This window comes from Spongiibacter taiwanensis (assembly GCF_023702635.1).
Taxonomy (GTDB): Bacteria; Pseudomonadota; Gammaproteobacteria; order Pseudomonadales; family Spongiibacteraceae; genus Spongiibacter; species Spongiibacter taiwanensis.
Genome location: NZ_CP098455.1, coordinates 478601 through 493759, shown reverse-complemented (window position 1 = coordinate 493759; position 15159 = coordinate 478601). Strand labels below are relative to the sequence as shown.

Annotated in this window: 15 protein-coding genes and 1 tRNA gene; 12 read left to right on the top strand and 4 right to left on the bottom strand. The window is 56.9% G+C overall.

The genetic code is table 11. The features are described from left to right. Positions 1–174 precede the first annotated feature (174 nt). Together hemH and NCG89_RS02445 are read left to right on the top strand one after the other, a co-directional pair. Positions 175–1161, top strand: a complete 987-nt coding sequence (hemH, locus tag NCG89_RS02450; RefSeq protein ID WP_251088187.1) for a ferrochelatase — start codon at positions 175–177, stop codon at positions 1159–1161. A 124-nt stretch (positions 1162–1285) separates the two neighbouring features. Next, positions 1286–2203: a hypothetical protein gene (locus tag NCG89_RS02445; protein ID WP_251088186.1), complete on the top strand. Its 918-nt coding sequence runs from the start codon at positions 1286–1288 to the stop codon at positions 2201–2203. Between the two features lie 48 nt (positions 2204–2251). Here NCG89_RS02445 and mobA read toward each other — a convergent pair whose 3' ends face one another. Further along, entirely contained in the window at positions 2252–2881 is a 630-nt protein-coding gene (gene mobA, locus NCG89_RS02440) for a molybdenum cofactor guanylyltransferase MobA (RefSeq protein ID WP_251088185.1), read from the bottom strand. Between the two features lie 71 nt (positions 2882–2952). Here mobA and tsaB point away from each other — a divergent pair, with 71 nt between their 5' ends. The 6 genes from tsaB (at position 2953) to NCG89_RS02410 (ending at position 9106) form a co-directional block, all read left to right on the top strand. Next, positions 2953–3639 carry a tRNA (adenosine(37)-N6)-threonylcarbamoyltransferase complex dimerization subunit type 1 TsaB gene (gene tsaB, locus NCG89_RS02435; RefSeq protein ID WP_251088184.1) on the top strand — a complete coding sequence of 229 codons (687 nt, stop codon included), beginning with the start codon at positions 2953–2955 and terminating at the stop codon, positions 3637–3639. 216 nt (positions 3640–3855) lie between these two features. After that, positions 3856–4656, top strand: coding sequence for an undecaprenyl-diphosphate phosphatase (locus NCG89_RS02430; protein ID WP_251088183.1), 801 nt, complete (start codon positions 3856–3858; stop codon positions 4654–4656). 37 nt (positions 4657–4693) lie between these two features. Beyond that, positions 4694–5593 (top strand): NAD(P)-dependent oxidoreductase, encoded by a 900-nt coding sequence (locus NCG89_RS02425; RefSeq protein WP_251088182.1) that lies wholly within the window; start codon positions 4694–4696, stop codon positions 5591–5593. A gap of 7 nt (positions 5594–5600) precedes the next feature. After that, positions 5601–6893, top strand: coding sequence for a M18 family aminopeptidase (locus NCG89_RS02420; RefSeq protein ID WP_251088181.1), 1293 nt, complete (start codon positions 5601–5603; stop codon positions 6891–6893). Between the two features lie 52 nt (positions 6894–6945). Beyond that, positions 6946–8037 (top strand): tRNA-queuosine alpha-mannosyltransferase domain-containing protein, encoded by a 1092-nt coding sequence (locus NCG89_RS02415; protein ID WP_251088180.1) that lies wholly within the window; start codon positions 6946–6948, stop codon positions 8035–8037. Between the two features lie 61 nt (positions 8038–8098). Further along, a complete protein-coding gene (locus NCG89_RS02410; protein WP_251088179.1) occupies positions 8099–9106 on the top strand; it encodes a tryptophan--tRNA ligase in 1008 nt (335 codons plus the stop codon). Positions 9107–9124: 18 nt separating this feature from the next. Here the strand turns inward: NCG89_RS02410 and NCG89_RS02405 are convergent, their stop codons facing one another. The 3 genes from NCG89_RS02405 to NCG89_RS02395 all read right to left on the bottom strand — a co-directional run bounded on the left by NCG89_RS02405 (position 9125) and on the right by NCG89_RS02395 (position 11884). Continuing rightward, positions 9125–9385 carry a hypothetical protein gene (locus NCG89_RS02405; RefSeq protein WP_251088178.1) on the bottom strand — a complete coding sequence of 87 codons (261 nt, stop codon included), beginning with the start codon at positions 9383–9385 and terminating at the stop codon, positions 9125–9127. Between the two features lie 154 nt (positions 9386–9539). Next, a complete protein-coding gene (locus tag NCG89_RS02400) occupies positions 9540–11582 on the bottom strand; it encodes a TonB-dependent receptor (RefSeq protein ID WP_251088177.1) in 2043 nt (680 codons plus the stop codon). Between the two features lie 215 nt (positions 11583–11797). Then, positions 11798–11884, bottom strand: a tRNA-Leu gene (locus NCG89_RS02395). A 146-nt stretch (positions 11885–12030) separates the two neighbouring features. Between NCG89_RS02395 and queA the strand changes: the two genes are divergently transcribed. The 4 genes from queA (at position 12031) to NCG89_RS02375 (ending at position 15142) form a co-directional block, all read left to right on the top strand. Beyond that, positions 12031–13092: a tRNA preQ1(34) S-adenosylmethionine ribosyltransferase-isomerase QueA gene (gene queA, locus NCG89_RS02390; RefSeq protein ID WP_251088176.1), complete on the top strand. Its 1062-nt coding sequence runs from the start codon at positions 12031–12033 to the stop codon at positions 13090–13092. 11 nt (positions 13093–13103) lie between these two features. After that, on the top strand, positions 13104–14204 hold the full coding sequence (tgt, locus tag NCG89_RS02385; protein ID WP_432757887.1) for a tRNA guanosine(34) transglycosylase Tgt: 1101 nt from the start codon (positions 13104–13106) through the stop codon (positions 14202–14204). Positions 14205–14279: 75 nt separating this feature from the next. After that, positions 14280–14609, top strand: coding sequence for a YqfO family protein (locus tag NCG89_RS02380; RefSeq protein WP_251088174.1), 330 nt, complete (start codon positions 14280–14282; stop codon positions 14607–14609). Between the two features lie 5 nt (positions 14610–14614). Beyond that, positions 14615–15142 (top strand): gamma carbonic anhydrase family protein, encoded by a 528-nt coding sequence (locus NCG89_RS02375; RefSeq protein ID WP_251088173.1) that lies wholly within the window; start codon positions 14615–14617, stop codon positions 15140–15142. Positions 15143–15159 lie beyond the last annotated feature (17 nt).

The following is a 15159-nucleotide window of genomic DNA, read 5'->3' as shown; positions in this document are numbered from 1 at the left end:
CAAACAGGCTAATGAAGGCACCTCTCGCGGTGCCTTTTTTTTGTCTAAAATTTGAGTTCAGGGCCAGCAGGTCATCTTGTTTTGACAGATTCTGCGTATATCGCAGCAAGCAGTCGGCGCGAAAAAAGTTCGTCGCCGCGTGCCCCGTCGAGTCAATCTGCCTAGGAGAGTTTGGTGAAATCAGCAATTGTGTTCATTAATTTGGGAACGCCAGCGGCCCCCGATAGCAAACATGTGCGGCGCTTCCTGAAGGAATTTCTATGGGACCGACGGGTGGTAGAGGTGCCCCGGGTACTATGGTGGCTGATTCTTAATTTAATCATTTTACCCTTCAGGTCGCCTAAAGTTGCTGGCGCCTATCGGCAGATATGGATGGATAACATTTCGCCGCTGCGATTCTTTAGCGAGAGCCTGGTCAAGCAGATAGCTGAAAAGCTGCAACAACAATACCCCGATCAGGAAATTGAGACGGCATTGGCGATGACTTACGGTGAACCCGGTATCGCTGAGCAAATCGCAACGCTCCGCGAAAAAGGCTGCGATCGGTTTCTGTTTGTTCCTTTGTATCCCCAGTATTCGGCTACCACCACAGCGGCGGTGCATGATCAGATCAATCGCTATTTTGCTAAATGCCGCGATATCCCGGCTTGGAGCTGGGTGCGCGATTATCATGATCACCCGCAGTATATTAATGCGCTTGCCGACAGCGTTCGGGATCATTGGAAAAGTAACGGCCGGGGCGAAAAATTACTGATTTCATTTCATGGCATCCCCAGACGTAATGTCGACCTTGGCGACCCCTATCTGGCTCACTGTGAGAGGACGACAGCACTGCTGGTTGATGCGCTGGGGCTGTCGGACAACGAGTGGCAGTTAAGCTTTCAATCTCGTTTGGGAAAAGCGGAATGGTTGCAGCCTTATACAGATAAAACGGTGATCGGCCTTGCTCAAAGCGGTGTTAAGCATCTGGATGTGATATGCCCCGCATTTGCTGCCGAGTGCCTGGAGACGCTTGAAGAGATAGATGGTGAGGCCAATGAACTCTTTCGTCACCACGGCGGTGAGCGTTTTAGCTATATCCCTTGTTTGAACAGTGGCGCTGGTCAGCAGACATTGATGCTGGAGTTATGCCGCGTTTTTCTACAAGAAAAGTTGTCTTAATCGGTAAATGTGTTGGTAAAAACGTAAATTGTGAAATAGAAAATGCACATTGTTTTGCGCTGGCTATTTTGTGTGCTATTTTTACCATCACATAGTCGCGAGGCCGAATGCTTAGGAGAAAAACATGCCTGCCGCAAAAAAGAAAACCAAAGCTGCAACAAAAAAGTCAGCTCCTAAAAGCACACGCAAAGTAGCTGCGAAAAAAACTGCTGCAAAGCGGCAGAGTGCCGTTGTTGGTAGCCCTCTTGTTAAGAAAGCCGAAGAGGGTCTGAAAAAAGTCGAGGCAATGCTCGCTGCCGAGAGAAAAGCCCTCGCTGACGCAAAATCTAAACTCGCGGCTGCGCAATCCGCGGCGAAGAAAAGTGCTAAGGCTGCGGATAAAAATGCCGCCAAGCGGGCCGCAAAAGCCGCCGAAAAAGTGAACGCAAAACTCAAGGCGACCAGAGCGAAACTTGCTGCCAACAAAGCCGCTTTGAGCAAAGCGAAAGCGGCCGCTAAATTGAAGGCGTCCGAGGAAGCGGTTAAGCAAAAAATGCAGGAGCGTGCCAAAGCGCTGGCCAGCAAGGCTGAGGCAGACTTGAGCAAGGCGCTTAAGCAGTTTGAGCAGCGTTTCATGAAGAAGCGCACCGCGGAAAACAAAGCCAAGTTGGCCGTGATCGAGCGCAAGTTGGTCAGCAAGCACAAGCAAGCGGTCAAGCAGTTGTCCAAGAAAATAGAGGGCGAGCCAAAAGCGAAGCGTAAAGCGGCCGTGAAAAAGGCCACAGCCAAAGTGACCGCAGCGCCGACGAAAAAATCAGCGGCAAAAAAAGCCGTTGCCAAGAAGAAAGTAGCGGCCAAGAAGGTAGCCACTAGAAAGGTAGCTGCGAAAAAAACAGTCGCTAAGGTCGCCAAGAAAAAAGCACCAGCAAGAAAGGCACCGGCAAAAAAAGTAGCAAGCAAGAAAGCGGTCGCTAAGAAAGCTGCCACGAAGCGGGCGCCTCGCAAGAAAGCGGTTGCCGCGCCGGTAGCGGCCACGCCGCCAGCGAGCAGCACTGAATCTTGATCAAACGGGTTTAACGGTGTCATGAAAACGGGAGCTTCGCTCCCGTTTTTATTTGTTCTCTGCTTTGGTCAAGACGTCTGGGGTTAGCGCGTCTGGCAAGTTGTAGTTGGCAAAACCGTCCGGCGAATCGTTAAAGTCGACAGCAAGTGCGCCTTGCTCGCCATACCAATGGCGCACACTGCGTTGCCCCGTGGCGAGATAGTTTTGCAGTGATTGCAGACACTCGCGTTGAAGCAGCGCAAACAGATATTGGTTCCGGTCGCCTTGACGAGCAAAGCAAATCTGATTGCCGCTGGCAGCCATTGCCTGGTAAAGCCGCTGAAACAAGGTTGGGGGTGGGGCGGGGCAGTCGCAAGGCACAACTAAAACGTGGCCCTGGGTGGCCCGCTGCAAGCCAGCTTCTATACCGGCTAACGGGCCCTGAAACCCCGTCCGATTGTCACTGAAGGCAATGCCGTATTCGGCGTAACGGTTCAGGTTGCGATTGCAGCTAATCAAGCGCTCGGCGTATCCGCTGGTCATGTTGGCAATCAGATGTTCGACAAGCGGTCGGTCCTGCCACAGAGCCAGACCTTTATCACAGCCGCCCATCCGGCGACCTTCGCCGCCGGCCAAGATGAGCAAGCTGTAGTTTGGGCGTGGGGAGTGGGAGCTATCCGGGGTCATGGTCTGTTTCATCAGGGCTTTGCGCCTATGATATGATTCAGCCACACGAATGCCCACCCCAGACCTCAAGTTGCGAATTCTGTATGCCCACGCTGTTAGCGATTGATGCTGCTACCGATGCCTGTTCCGTTGCACTGTATCAGGCAGGCCGGGTCAGCGAGGACTTTCGCTTATTACCCAAATCCCACACCCAGTTCCTGCTGCCAATGGTAGACGAGCATCTGGCCAGCCGAGATTTGAAACTGGCCGATATTGATGCAATTGCGTTTACCGCGGGGCCCGGGTCTTTCACCGGTCTGCGGGTTGCCTGCGCCATGGTGCAAGGGCTCGCCTTTGCTGCTGATATTCCGGTTATACCAGTGTCCACGTTACAGGTGATGGCCCAGTACGCCATCACGTCAACGCCGGTGTCTGAGGGCGCGATTATTGTGCCGGTGTTGGATGCCCGTATGTCCGAAGTCTATTGGGCCGCCTTTGAGGTGAGAAATGGCATTGCAGAGCGCCGTTTGGAAGATGCCCTGAACTCGCCCGATGGTGTACAACTCGGTGAATATCAGGGGCGGCAGCTCTGCGGTATTGGTGACGGCTGGCAATATGCCAGCGAGTTTAACGGCGCCTTCCCTGATGCAACGGTGCTGCAATCGGTTTTGCCCCACGCGAGCGCGGCCTTGCCCTTTGCCCTGGAACGCTGGGAGCGCGGAGCGTTATTGGCCGCTGAATTGGCTCAGCCGACGTATTTGCGTGATAGCGTGGCCTGGCAGAAGTCCTAGATGGCGCAGTGATGTTCAATAGGCTTAGACAAGTTGTTCATTGGCCTGCCACGCAACCTGGCTTGGGTGCGCGCCGGCTGGCCAATACCTGGTGATTGCCAGTCGATGGCACCTGCTTAAGCAAGTCATTGTGAATACCCGGCAGTAGGAGATAACAGGCCACGCCAGAGGTGGCCTCTTCAGGAATTAGCTCCCAGCATTAAGGAAATTGCGAAAATGGATGCAGTAAAAGCAGTGATATTGGCGGCCATTCAGGGCCTGACCGAGTTTCTCCCCATCTCCAGCTCAGGGCACCTGGTCTTGCCGCAGACGCTGCTTGGCTGGGAAGATCAGGGCCTGGCCTTCGATGTGGCTGTTCACGTGGGCTCCCTGGTGGCCGTGGTGTGGTTCTTTCGGCGGGACGTGATCAACTTGGTCTCTGCCTGGCTGGTCAGTGTTGGCCGGCGAGAGCACTCCACCGACTCCCGCTTAGCCTGGTACGTCATTGCGGCAACGGTGCCTGCGGTGCTGGCGGGCTTGTTGTTTAATGATTTCATCGAAAGCCATTTGCGCAGTGGTGAAGTGTTGGCGGCGACCACGCTGGTGTGGGGGATCGCGCTGGGTGCGGTGGACCGCTACTCCAGTCATCGGCGAAATTTGGTCGATATCGGCCTGGGGCTGGCGCTGTTTGTGGGGTTCGCTCAAGCCTTGGCATTGGTGCCCGGAACGTCACGCTCAGGCATTACCATCACCGCGGCCCTGTTAGTGGGCCTCAATCGTGGCGATGCCGCCCGGTTTTCCTTTCTGTTGTCCATGCCCATTATCGCGGCGGCGGGCAGTTATAAAATGCTGGAGTTAATTGAAAGTGATCTCGCCGTCGCGTGGGATTTACTGGCGATTGGCGCGGTGGTGTCGGGGGTGACTGCGTACCTTTGCATTCGCGTCTTTATGAACTGGGTAGAGCGGATTGGCATGATGCCCTTTGCCATCTATCGGGTCATTCTTGCGCTCATCATTTTTGCGGTGATCTCTCAGTAGGCGAGTTGCTCACCGGGCACAGTAAAGGGGAGGGGTTATGACGATTGCGTTTTTGGGCCTTGGCACGATGGGCGGTCCAATGGCTGGCCACCTTGTCGCCAAGGGCTTTGCGGTAAAGGTATACAACCGCAGCCCCCAGCGCGCGCAAGCCTGGCAACAGCGTTTTGGCGGTCAGGTTGCCGATTCGGTCGCTGAGGCCGTGTCTGAAGCGGAGATCGTCGCCCTCTGCCTTGGGGCTGATGAAGATGTGCGCGCCGTTGTCGCCGGTGAACACGGTGTGCTCGCCCAGCTACCGCCGGGCGGCCTGATTATCGATCACTCGACCACCTCGGCAGCCCTGGCCCGCGAAATGGCGACCCTGTGTGAACAACGTCAGGTCGGATTTCTGGATGCACCGGTCTCCGGCGGCCAGGCTGGCGCTGAGAATGGTCGCCTTACCGCCATGGTGGGCGGAGCGCAGCAAGACTTCGATCGGGCGCTGCCGGTACTGGAAAGTTATTCTGCCTGCGTGCGTTTGCTCGGGCCGGCCGGCAGTGGCCAGTTAGCAAAAATGGTGAACCAGATCTGTATCGCGGGGCTGCTGCAAGGCCTGTCTGAGGGCTTGCACTTCGGTGAGAGCGCGGGCCTGGATATGGCTGCCGTAGTGGAGGTGATCTCTGCCGGTGCCGCCCAGTCTTGGCAGATGAACAATCGCGCCAACACCATGCTTGCCGGACAGTTCGACTTTGGTTTTGCGGTGGATTGGATGCGCAAGGATTTAAAGTACGTGTTGGAGGAGGCGAGCCGACAGCAGCTAAGCCTTCCGGTGACCGCCCTTGTCGATCAATTTTATAGCCGGGTTCAGTCCCAGGGCGGCGGCCGATATGATACCTCCAGTCTGATTTTGGCCCTCGACCCAGCCAAGGGGCGTGGTCAATCCTTTACTGAAAAGAAGTGATGTTGCTATGAGCCAAACACCCTTTAATAACGCCGATCTGCTGGCTTTTTTAGACGCCAGCCCCACACCTTATCACGCCGTGAGTACCATGAGCGCTTCCCTGCTGGCGGCGGGCTTTGTCGAGTTGAAGGAGCGGGATGCCTGGACCTTGCAGCCCGGTGGCCGTTATTTTGTGGTGCGTGAAGGCTCATCAATTATTGCTTTTACCTTGGGTCACGATGACCTTGCCGAAGCGGGTTGGCGAATGGTCGGTGCCCACACCGACAGCCCGTGCCTGCGGGTCAAACCCAATCCCGAATTGCATCGTCACGGCTTTAACCAATTGGCGGTAGATGTGTACGGCGGCGCCTTGCTGAACCCCTGGTTCGACCGGGATCTGGGTTTGGCGGGGCGGGTGAACTACCGCCAGCGCGGTGGCGCGGTGAAATCGACGCTGATAAATCTCAATCGGCCTGTTGGGGTGGTTCCCAGCCTGGCCATTCACCTGGACCGTGAGGCGAATAACAACCGCACCGTGAACCCCCAAACCGATATGCCGGTGGTGTTGTTTCAGGATGAGAAGAAGCTGGATTTTCGCCAGTTGCTGGCATCGGTACTGGCGGAGCAGGGGCTTGGCGATGTTGAACAGGTGCTGGATTACGAGCTCAGTTTTTATGACTGCCAGGGCGCTGCCGTGGTCGGTTGGCAGGAAGATTTTATCGCCAGCGCCCGGCTAGATAATTTGCTGTCCTGCTATCTAGGCTTACAAGGGTTGCTCAACGCCGAAGGGGACGGGCATCGCATCCTGGTCTGTAATGATCACGAGGAAGTGGGCAGCCAGTCTGCCATCGGCGCCCAGGGGCCGATGCTCGAGTCGGTTTTGCGACGCATTGCCGGGGACGAGGTCAGTCTGCAGCGGGCGGTGGCCAATTCTATGATGATCTCGGCGGACAATGCCCACGGCATCCACCCCAATTACAGTGACAAACACGATGCCAATCATGGCCCGCGGCTCAATGGCGGCCCAGTCATCAAAATTAACGTCAATCAGCGCTATGCCACCAGCAGCGAGACGAGCGGCATCTTCCGCAATCTGTGTAGCGAATTGGGTGAGGCGGTGCAAAGTTTTGTGGTGCGTGCTGACATGGCTTGCGGCAGCACGATTGGCCCCATTACCGCGTCCGGTATTGGCATTCGCACTCTGGATATTGGTGTGCCGACCTTTGCCATGCATTCCATCCGGGAGTTGGCGGGGAGCCGCGATAGTGCGGCAATGGTCCGGATTTTAGCCGCCTTCTATCAGCTGTCGTCGCTGCCATGAGTCGGTCAATTTTGCGGTTTAGTCCGGCGGCTTAGTTTGGCGCCCGGTTAGCATGAAGGTTCTATTGCTCTCTGCCTACCACGCTGAAAGCCATCGGCAGTGGGCAGAGGGACTGCAGCGCCATTGTGCTGGTATCGACTGGACTGTGTTGTCTCTGCCACCGCGCCACTTCAGCTGGCGGATTCGCGGCAATGGACTCTCCTGGAGTATGTTGGAGGCCGATACCCTGCGGGCTGGGTATGATGCCATTCTAGCGACCTCGATGACTGACCTCGCTACCTTGCGGGGGTTGTGCCCCGAACTCGCAATGACCCCGGCAGTGGTCTACTTCCACGAAAATCAATTTGCTTACCCTGCGTCCGAGCGACAGCACGCGAGCCTGGAGCCTGCCATGGTCAATTTGTACTCGGCGTTGGCGGCGCAAAAGGTGTTGTTTAACAGCCAGTACAATCGCGATTCCATGATTGAAGGTTGCAAGGCGCTGTTGTCCCGGCTGCCGGATTTTGTCCCTACCGCTCAGGTGCTGGCGCGATTGTCTGCGGCAGAGGTACTACCGGTTGGCATCGATCCGCTGGAGCCTGCGTTGCCACGGCCCGGTGGGCGATTGCAGGTTATCTGGAATCATCGCTGGGAATACGACAAAGGCCCCGAGGGTCTGTTGGCGGTAGCGCGGGCCTGCGATGCGCTTGGTCTTGTCGCCGACTTTCACGTGGTCGGTCAGCGCTTTCGACGGCAACCCCCGGTCTTTGCTGAATTGCGCACACTGTTGGATTCGAGCGCGACGCTTGGATTGGGGCGCTGGGGATACCTGGAGGTCGACGATTATCGCCGGCTCCTGGCACGTTGCGATATTGTCCTGTCAACGGCCCTGCACGACTTCCAGGGTTTATCGGTCCTTGAGGCGGTGGCCGCAGGTTGCGTGCCGCTATTGCCCAAGCGCTTGTGCTATCCCGAGTTCTATCCCGGCAGCTCGCTCTATCAGGGCGACAGCGCTGCAACCGAGGCCGCCGCCTGCGCCGCAGCGTTGGCCCGCTTCGCCAGTGATAAAGCCCAGGGCGAGCTGAAGGCGCCTGTTGTGACCCAGTTTTACTGGGGCGCCCTTGCGCCGCGCTATGAGGCGGTGCTGATGGGGCTGCGGCGGTGACACTGGCCATGGCAGCCAGTATCATTAGCGCCTTTGTCGTTTCGGCCAGTAAGGACAGGTTATGAGCAGATCCCGGGTATTGACCGGTATTACCACCACCGGCACCCCCCACTTGGGCAACTATGTTGGCGCCATTCGTCCGGCGGTGGCCGACAGCCATGACGAAAGTATCGACAGTTTCTTTTTTCTGGCCGATTACCACGCGCTGATTAAATGCCAGGACCCCGCCCAGGTACATCAATCTGCGCGGGAAATTGCCGCGACCTGGTTGGCCCTGGGCTTGGATACCACCAAGAGCACTTTTTATCGTCAGTCGGACGTGCCAGAGGTGCTCGAACTCAACTGGATCTTGAGCTGCGTGTGCGCCAAGGGCCTGATGAACCGCGCCCATGCCTATAAGGCGGCGGTTCAGGACAACGAAGGCAAGGGCGAAGACGCCGACTTTGGTATCACGATGGGCTTGTTTAGCTACCCGGTGCTGATGGCCGCCGATATTTTGGCCTTCAACGCCGACAAGGTGCCGGTTGGCCGGGACCAGATTCAGCACATTGAAATGGCCCGGGACATGGCCCAGCGTTTCAATCATTTATTCGGTGAGACTTTCACTCTGCCCGAGGCGGTGGTCGACGATAATGTGGCTGTGCTTAGCGGCTTGGATGGTCGCAAAATGAGCAAAAGTTACGGCAATACCATTCCGCTGTTTTTGCCGGAAAAGAAGCTGCAAAAACACATCAATAAAATCAAAACCAATCTGCTTGAACCGGGTGAGCCCAAGGACCCTGACGACTCAACGGTGTTTCAGATCTGGCAGGCCTTTGCCACGCCAGCAGAAACGGCCGAGATGCGGCAACGCTTTGCTGACGGGATCGGCTGGGGTGATGCCAAGAAAGCCCTGTTCGCACTCATTAATGATCAGATCGGTGAAGCCCGGCAGCGGTACGAGGAAATTTTGCAGGATGGGGCCTATCTGGACGACGAGCTGCGCAAGGGAGCGGAGCGGGCGCGGGCGGAGGCGGCAGCGTTGCTGGATAAGGCGAGAAAGGCAGTAGGCTTAAGTCGGTTTGCGTGATGGAGTTTTCGGTCGGGTCTAGAAACGCGCCCTGACCGAGACGCCAGTGCCTTCCATTTCCAGCTCAAGTGAACCATTTTTTAGCAGACTGGCTCGCTTGTCGCTGAAGCGAAACTCCCACAGTCGTAGGTGCTGATTTTCGACCGGGTAGTGATTGTTTGGGCGGAACAGGTGAGGAACATTGCTTGTTGCCAGCGTGCTGGCGGCCCCGGGCCAGCCGGACTCGACCTGCCGTGGGCGTTCAGCCCAAGCGGCGCCAGCCAATAGCACCAGAATCATAAAACATCCGAATTTGCGACAGCGCATCTGACAGAACCATTTAGTTGCTCATGGTTCAAATATAACGATGTAGATTAGCTGTTGAATGGGGGTTTTACTCAGATGCGAACTGAGTCACGCATTTTCTCAAAAATGCGTGACTCGCGGCACAGGATTACAGTCGCAGGCCCAGCTCCAGGTAGACGGCGCGGGGCTCGCCAATAAAGTACTGATAGTTACCGAAGGCAAAATCGGCGCGCTCGGCGTAATCCTCATCCGTTAAGTTGCTCACTCTAACAGCGGCATAGAGGGATTGGCTGAGCTGCTGGCGCCAGCGCAGGTGGAGCAGGCTGTGGCCGGGGTAGCGGTGTTGGTTGGCGCTATCCAGATAGTATTCGTCCTGAAACACCCATTCCAGCTCAATGCGGCTGCTGGCAAAGGGCTGCCAGGTTAATTGGCTGCTCAGCAACTGGCGCGGTGCGGTGTCGAGGTCATCACCCTCATTGCCCACCACGTCGTTACCATATTGATGAGCGGCGTAGCTGGCTTGAACCGCCCAGTTCAGGCTGGGAGTGATGTCCCAGTCAAGCTCCAGCTCCAATCCTCGATGCTCCGTCTGGCCGCCGTTGCGGTTGCGGCGCTGGTCGTCGCGAATAATGACATCTTCCTTTTGCATCCAGAACGCGACCAGTTGGTAGCTGAAACTGGGCCAGGTGCCTCGAAAACCCCATTCCAGCGTTGCCATGGACTCTTCATCCAGATTGGTGGATAGCTGGGTAGACTGCAAACGGTACAGCTCACTCGCCTGGGGTGCGCGAAAGCCCTGGTTGGCATTGGCAATCAAGCTAGTGTGATCGGTGAGGGTGTGAACCAGTCCCAGGTGATAGGACCAGTTACGAAAGCGCTGTTCCTCATCGTCCGGGCGGGCATAGCGACAAGGCGCAACGAGGCAGGGGGCGCCTTGGTCATCGGTATTGCCACTGATCATCTGGTTATCGTAGTCGTAAAACTGAATGTCGTAGCGGGTGCCGAAGTTAATCAGGGTATTTTCACTGGCCTGCCAATCACCGCCAATAAACCAGGCAAAATAACGACCGTCCACCTCGTAGTCGTAGTGCTTGCCGCTAGGGCTGTCACCCACACTGGGGCCGCCCTGAGTTTGCTCCAGATAGGCCTGGGTCAGCTCCATATCAAAGCCATTAAACAGCGTCACGTCTTCGCTCGGTGAGTGATAGAACGCCGTTTGGACGCCCACCGTTCGTTCGCCGTTTTCCTCAAGCGGTGTGCCCGGCAAAAAGTGCTGGAGAAATTCCATATCGGTGACCCGCAGGTAGGGGGTCACTACAAAGCGGCTGTCGTTCAGACCTTCGCGTTGAAAGCGGCTGTAATAACGCAGGCTGCGACTGTTGCGAAAGGCGTCCGGGTTGGGATTGCGCTTTTTAAGGTTGTCATTTTTATAGGCATCTTTGCCAATAACGTAGCCGGCGGTCTCCTGGTCCAGGTTGGTGGTGGCCAGCATGGACTGGATGTCCCAGGTCTCACCCGCATAATCGTGACGCAGATTGAGCTTTTGCTGTTCAAAGCCGGAGTTGTCCTTGTAACCACCATCGTGATTGCCCTGCAGGCTCAGGCGGTAGCCGTGTTTGCCGACGGTATCACTCTGGCTGAATTTAATGCGGCCATACTCGTGGGGGCCGGCTTCCAGGCTGAGCCAGGTGTCATTCTCTTTACTCGGCGCCGCGCTGATCACATTAATCACACCGTTAAGGGCATTGCTGCCATGCACGGCGGTGCCGGGCCCGCGGAGCACTTCAACGCGCTGTGCCTGCTCGCTGTTAACATCAAACAGGGCGTTAACATTACAAAAGCCGGGCGCGCGCAGGGGGATGCCATCCTCAGCCAGATAAAATGCGCCACAGCTACCGGGTCCGGTGAGCACTGATGATCGGATCGCCGTAAGGTGTTCCTGACCGTTGCCGCGGCTGATCCATACACCGGGAACCCGGTTTAGAAGCTCGTTGATATGGGTATGGCCCACCGTGGCGATGTCATCTGCACTGATCAGGCTGAGCGACAGACTTTGCTCAGCAACGTCTTTAGCAATGCGGCTTCCGACTACTGAGGTGTGCTCGGGTTTGCTATCGTCCCCAGCCAGCGCTGCCAAACTGGGTAGCAAACTCAAGGTGAGGGTTGTCGTTAGGAGTGTCCGCTTTGTCATCGCTTCTTTTAATTCTCGCGTCGGAGTGGCGCCACGGTCCCTGGCCAAGACTGATCAGAGCGCGACAGAATCAATAATTGCTGGGTCGGCAAGCACTTGCAGTGGATTGCTGCCTATTGACGAAGAGGAGTGTAATGGTCGGCAGGGCAAATGCCTAGTCCAACGAGTGAGTCTGGGGGCGGTAAAAATGCTTAGCGCTCACCGAAGTGAGAGAGTGGTACCAGTGGGCGGACTCGAACCGCCACTCCCGCAAGGGAACCAGATTTTGAATCTAGCGTGTCTACCAATTTCACCACACTGGCATGTGAGGGCGGGGATTATAACAATCTTTATCGCCGGGTCAATTGATGGCGCAATATTGTTTTCATACTGGCTGCGCCGCCCGCTTGGGTGGAGTCAGTCAGCGAATTCCGCTAATCTTGCGCGCTCACTTTGGACGACCCCGCAGATGCATCGCAGCGACTTTTATTTTGATTTGCCCCCGGAGTTAATTGCCGATCGGCCAGCAGCGGCCCGGGATGGCAGCCGGTTGTTAGTGCTCGACGAGATGGGCCGCGTTGCGCATCACCGCTTCCCCGCGCTACTGGATTACCTGCGCGAAGGCGATTTGCTTGTCTTTAACAATACTCGCGTCATTCCTGCCCGCGTTTTCGCCTGTAAAGACACTGGCGGCCGCGTCGAAATCATGTTGGAGCGGGTTGTGAGTGACCGCGAGGCCCTGGTCCAGATGCGGGTGAGTAAACCGCCCAAGGCGGGGGCGTTGTTGTCGTTGTGTGCCAATGCCGAGGCGGCGCCTGGTGACGAGACCCTGCGGGTGTTGGGTCGCGACGGGGCAATGTTCAGGCTGGCCAGTGAACGGCCGCTGTTGGAGGTATTAGCGGCGTGGGGGCATATGCCACTGCCGCCCTACATCGAGCGCGCTGACACCGAGGAAGATCAGCAGCGATACCAGACCGTCTATGCCAGTCGCGATGGCGCCGTGGCGGCGCCCACTGCCGGTCTGCACTTCACTGATGAATTGATTGCCGCCTGCAAAGGCAAGGGTGTTGATACGGGATTTGTTACTCTGCATGTCGGTGCCGGGACCTTTCAGCCGGTGCGTTGCGACGACATTCGCGACCATCAGATGCACTCAGAATGGTTGGAGGTCAGTGAGGAGCTGGTCTCCCAAGTCAAGGCCTGTCGGGCCCGGGGTGGCCGGGTGGTTGCAGTGGGCACCACCAGTGTGCGCAGCCTGGAAACGGCCTCCCAGTCCGGTGAAATCAGCCCCTTTGCTGGCGACAGTCAGATATTTATCTATCCCGGCTACGAATTCCGCAGTGTGGACGCCATGGTTACCAACTTCCACCTGCCCGAATCCACGCTGATTATGCTGGTCTCGGCGTTTTGCGGGCGCGAGCGTATTCTGGCCGCCTATCAGCAGGCGATTGCCGAGCGCTACCGCTTCTTTAGCTATGGTGATGCCATGCTGTTATTTCCCCGTGTTCCCGAGGAGGGCGATACCCCATGAGCCAGTGCCGCATGCAATTTGAATGCAGTGCTCAAGACGGTTATGCCCGCCGGGGCAAGCTGCAATTTCCCCGGGGAGAGGTGCAAACCCCGGCCTTTATGCCCGTGGGTACCTACGGCACCGTCAAGGGCATGCTGCCTCGGGATATCGAGGATATTGGCGCCCAAATCATTCTTGGCAACACTTTCCATCTGATGTTGCGGCCGGGCACTGAGGTGGTTGAAGGCCACGGTGATCTGCACGATTTTATTGGTTGGAAAGGGCCGATTCTCACCGACTCCGGCGGCTTTCAAGTGTGGAGCCTGGGTAAGTTGCGCAAAATCAGCGAGGAGGGCGTCTCCTTCCAGTCTCCGGTTGATGGTTCCAAAGTGTACCTGGATCCGGAGCGCTCAATGGAGGTTCAGCGCAAGCTGGGTTCTGATATTGTCATGATCTTCGATGAGTGCACCCCGTACCCGGCCACTGAGAAAGAAGCGCAGGTGTCAATGGAGCTGTCCCTGCGCTGGGCGGCCCGCAGCAAGGCAGCCCACGAAGGCAATGATGCAGCGTTGTTCGGCATTATTCAGGGCGGGATGTATCCAACCCTGCGCAGCCAATCGTTGCAGGGTTTGACCGAGATTGGCTTTGATGGCTATGCCATTGGCGGGCTGTCGGTCGGTGAGCCCAAGGATGAGATGCTAAAAGTGCTGGATGGGCTCGCCGATGATTTGCCGGTGGATCGCCCGCGCTACCTGATGGGGGTTGGCACACCCGCGGATATTCTGGAAGCGGTGATGCGTGGTGTGGATATGTTCGACTGCGTGATGCCCACCCGCAATGCCCGCAATGGCCATCTGTTTACCTCCACCGGCGTCATCAAAATTCGCAATGCCGTGCACCGCCATAGCGACCAACCGCTGGATGCGAGCTGCGATTGCTATACCTGCCAGAATTTTAGTCGCGGTTATCTGCACCACCTGGATCGTTGCAAGGAAATGTTGGGTGCGCAGCTCAATACCATCCACAATCTGCGCTTCTATCAAAATCATATGGCAGGGATTCGCGAGGCCATTGAGCAGCAGCGTCTGTCTGCTTTCGCCGCGGAATTTTACGCGGCGCAGATTCCTCGCTAAGGTCATGGGTCGCCGCGGTGACCAGTCGCGGTGACCAGTCGCGGTGACCAGTCGCGGTGAGAATGGGAGGGGCTGATGTATAAGTTGGTCGTGTTTGTGCCCGAAACGCACGGGGAGGCAGTAAAAGAAGCCATCTTTGCCGCCGGTGCGGGGCGTCAGGGAAATTATGAGGCTTGTTGTTGGCAGAGTGCTGGCACTGGACAATTTCGGCCGATGGCCGGCAGCCAGCCCTTTATCGGCAGTCACGGAGCGCTGGAGCGGGTCGCTGAGCTACGGGTCGAAACCCTGTGTTCGGCTGAGGTGATGGGGCCGGTGTTGGCGGCACTTCGCGAGGCTCACCCCTATGAAGAGCCGGCCTTCGATATTATCGCACTAGTGGACCCCAACGAATTCGAGAGTAGGTAATAGTCATGTTATATCAACTGGATGACACCAAGGTACGCCTTGAGGGCGAGGGCCACTTTGTGGCAGAGAGCGCTGCAGTGATTGGTAATGTGACCCTGTGCGAGGACGTTAGCGTCTGGTTCAATGTGGTGATTCGCGCTGACAACGAGCCCATGCACATTGGCGCGCGCAGCAATATTCAGGATGGCTCCGTGCTGCACAGCGATGAAGGGTTCCCGCTGACCATCGGTGAGGATGTCACCGTAGGGCACAAGGCCATGATCCACGGCTGCACCATTGGTGATGGCAGCCTGATTGGCATCAATGCAGTGGTGCTCAATGGCGCAAAAATTGGCAAGGGCTGCTTGATTGGCGCTGGTGCGCTGGTGACGGAGGGCATGGAGGTGCCTGATGGCTCTCTGGTGCTGGGCGCCCCCGGCAAGGTTCGTCGTCAGCTTAGCGAGGCGCAACGTGAAGGCCTGCTGGCATCAGCCGCCCATTATGTTGAAAATGGCCACCGCTACCTTCGCGGGCTGAAACCCCAAGAAGGTTGAACACGCGGCAGTATGGA

Bases quoted from the DNA above. Each gene is read 5' to 3' on its own strand.
- NCG89_RS02380 (WP_251088174.1), top strand. From the start codon at position 14,280: ATGTATAAGTTGGTCGTGTTTGTGCCCGAAACGCACGGGGAGGCAGTA.
- tsaB (WP_251088184.1), top strand. From the start codon at position 2,953: ATGCCCACGCTGTTAGCGATTGATGCTGCTACCGATGCCTGTTCCGTT.
- NCG89_RS02375 (WP_251088173.1), top strand. From the start codon at position 14,615: ATGTTATATCAACTGGATGACACCAAGGTACGCCTTGAGGGCGAGGGC.
- NCG89_RS02445 (WP_251088186.1), top strand. From the start codon at position 1,286: ATGCCTGCCGCAAAAAAGAAAACCAAAGCTGCAACAAAAAAGTCAGCT.
- NCG89_RS02425 (WP_251088182.1), top strand. From the start codon at position 4,694: ATGACGATTGCGTTTTTGGGCCTTGGCACGATGGGCGGTCCAATGGCT.
- NCG89_RS02400 (WP_251088177.1), bottom strand. From the start codon at position 11,582: ATGACAAAGCGGACACTCCTAACGACAACCCTCACCTTGAGTTTGCTA.
- tgt (WP_432757887.1), top strand. From the start codon at position 13,104: ATGCAATTTGAATGCAGTGCTCAAGACGGTTATGCCCGCCGGGGCAAG.
- NCG89_RS02405 (WP_251088178.1), bottom strand. From the start codon at position 9,385: ATGATTCTGGTGCTATTGGCTGGCGCCGCTTGGGCTGAACGCCCACGG.
- NCG89_RS02410 (WP_251088179.1), top strand. From the start codon at position 8,099: ATGAGCAGATCCCGGGTATTGACCGGTATTACCACCACCGGCACCCCC.
- NCG89_RS02420 (WP_251088181.1), top strand. From the start codon at position 5,601: ATGAGCCAAACACCCTTTAATAACGCCGATCTGCTGGCTTTTTTAGAC.
- NCG89_RS02430 (WP_251088183.1), top strand. From the start codon at position 3,856: ATGGATGCAGTAAAAGCAGTGATATTGGCGGCCATTCAGGGCCTGACC.
- mobA (WP_251088185.1), bottom strand. From the start codon at position 2,881: ATGAAACAGACCATGACCCCGGATAGCTCCCACTCCCCACGCCCAAAC.
- queA (WP_251088176.1), top strand. From the start codon at position 12,031: ATGCATCGCAGCGACTTTTATTTTGATTTGCCCCCGGAGTTAATTGCC.
- NCG89_RS02415 (WP_251088180.1), top strand. From the start codon at position 6,946: ATGAAGGTTCTATTGCTCTCTGCCTACCACGCTGAAAGCCATCGGCAG.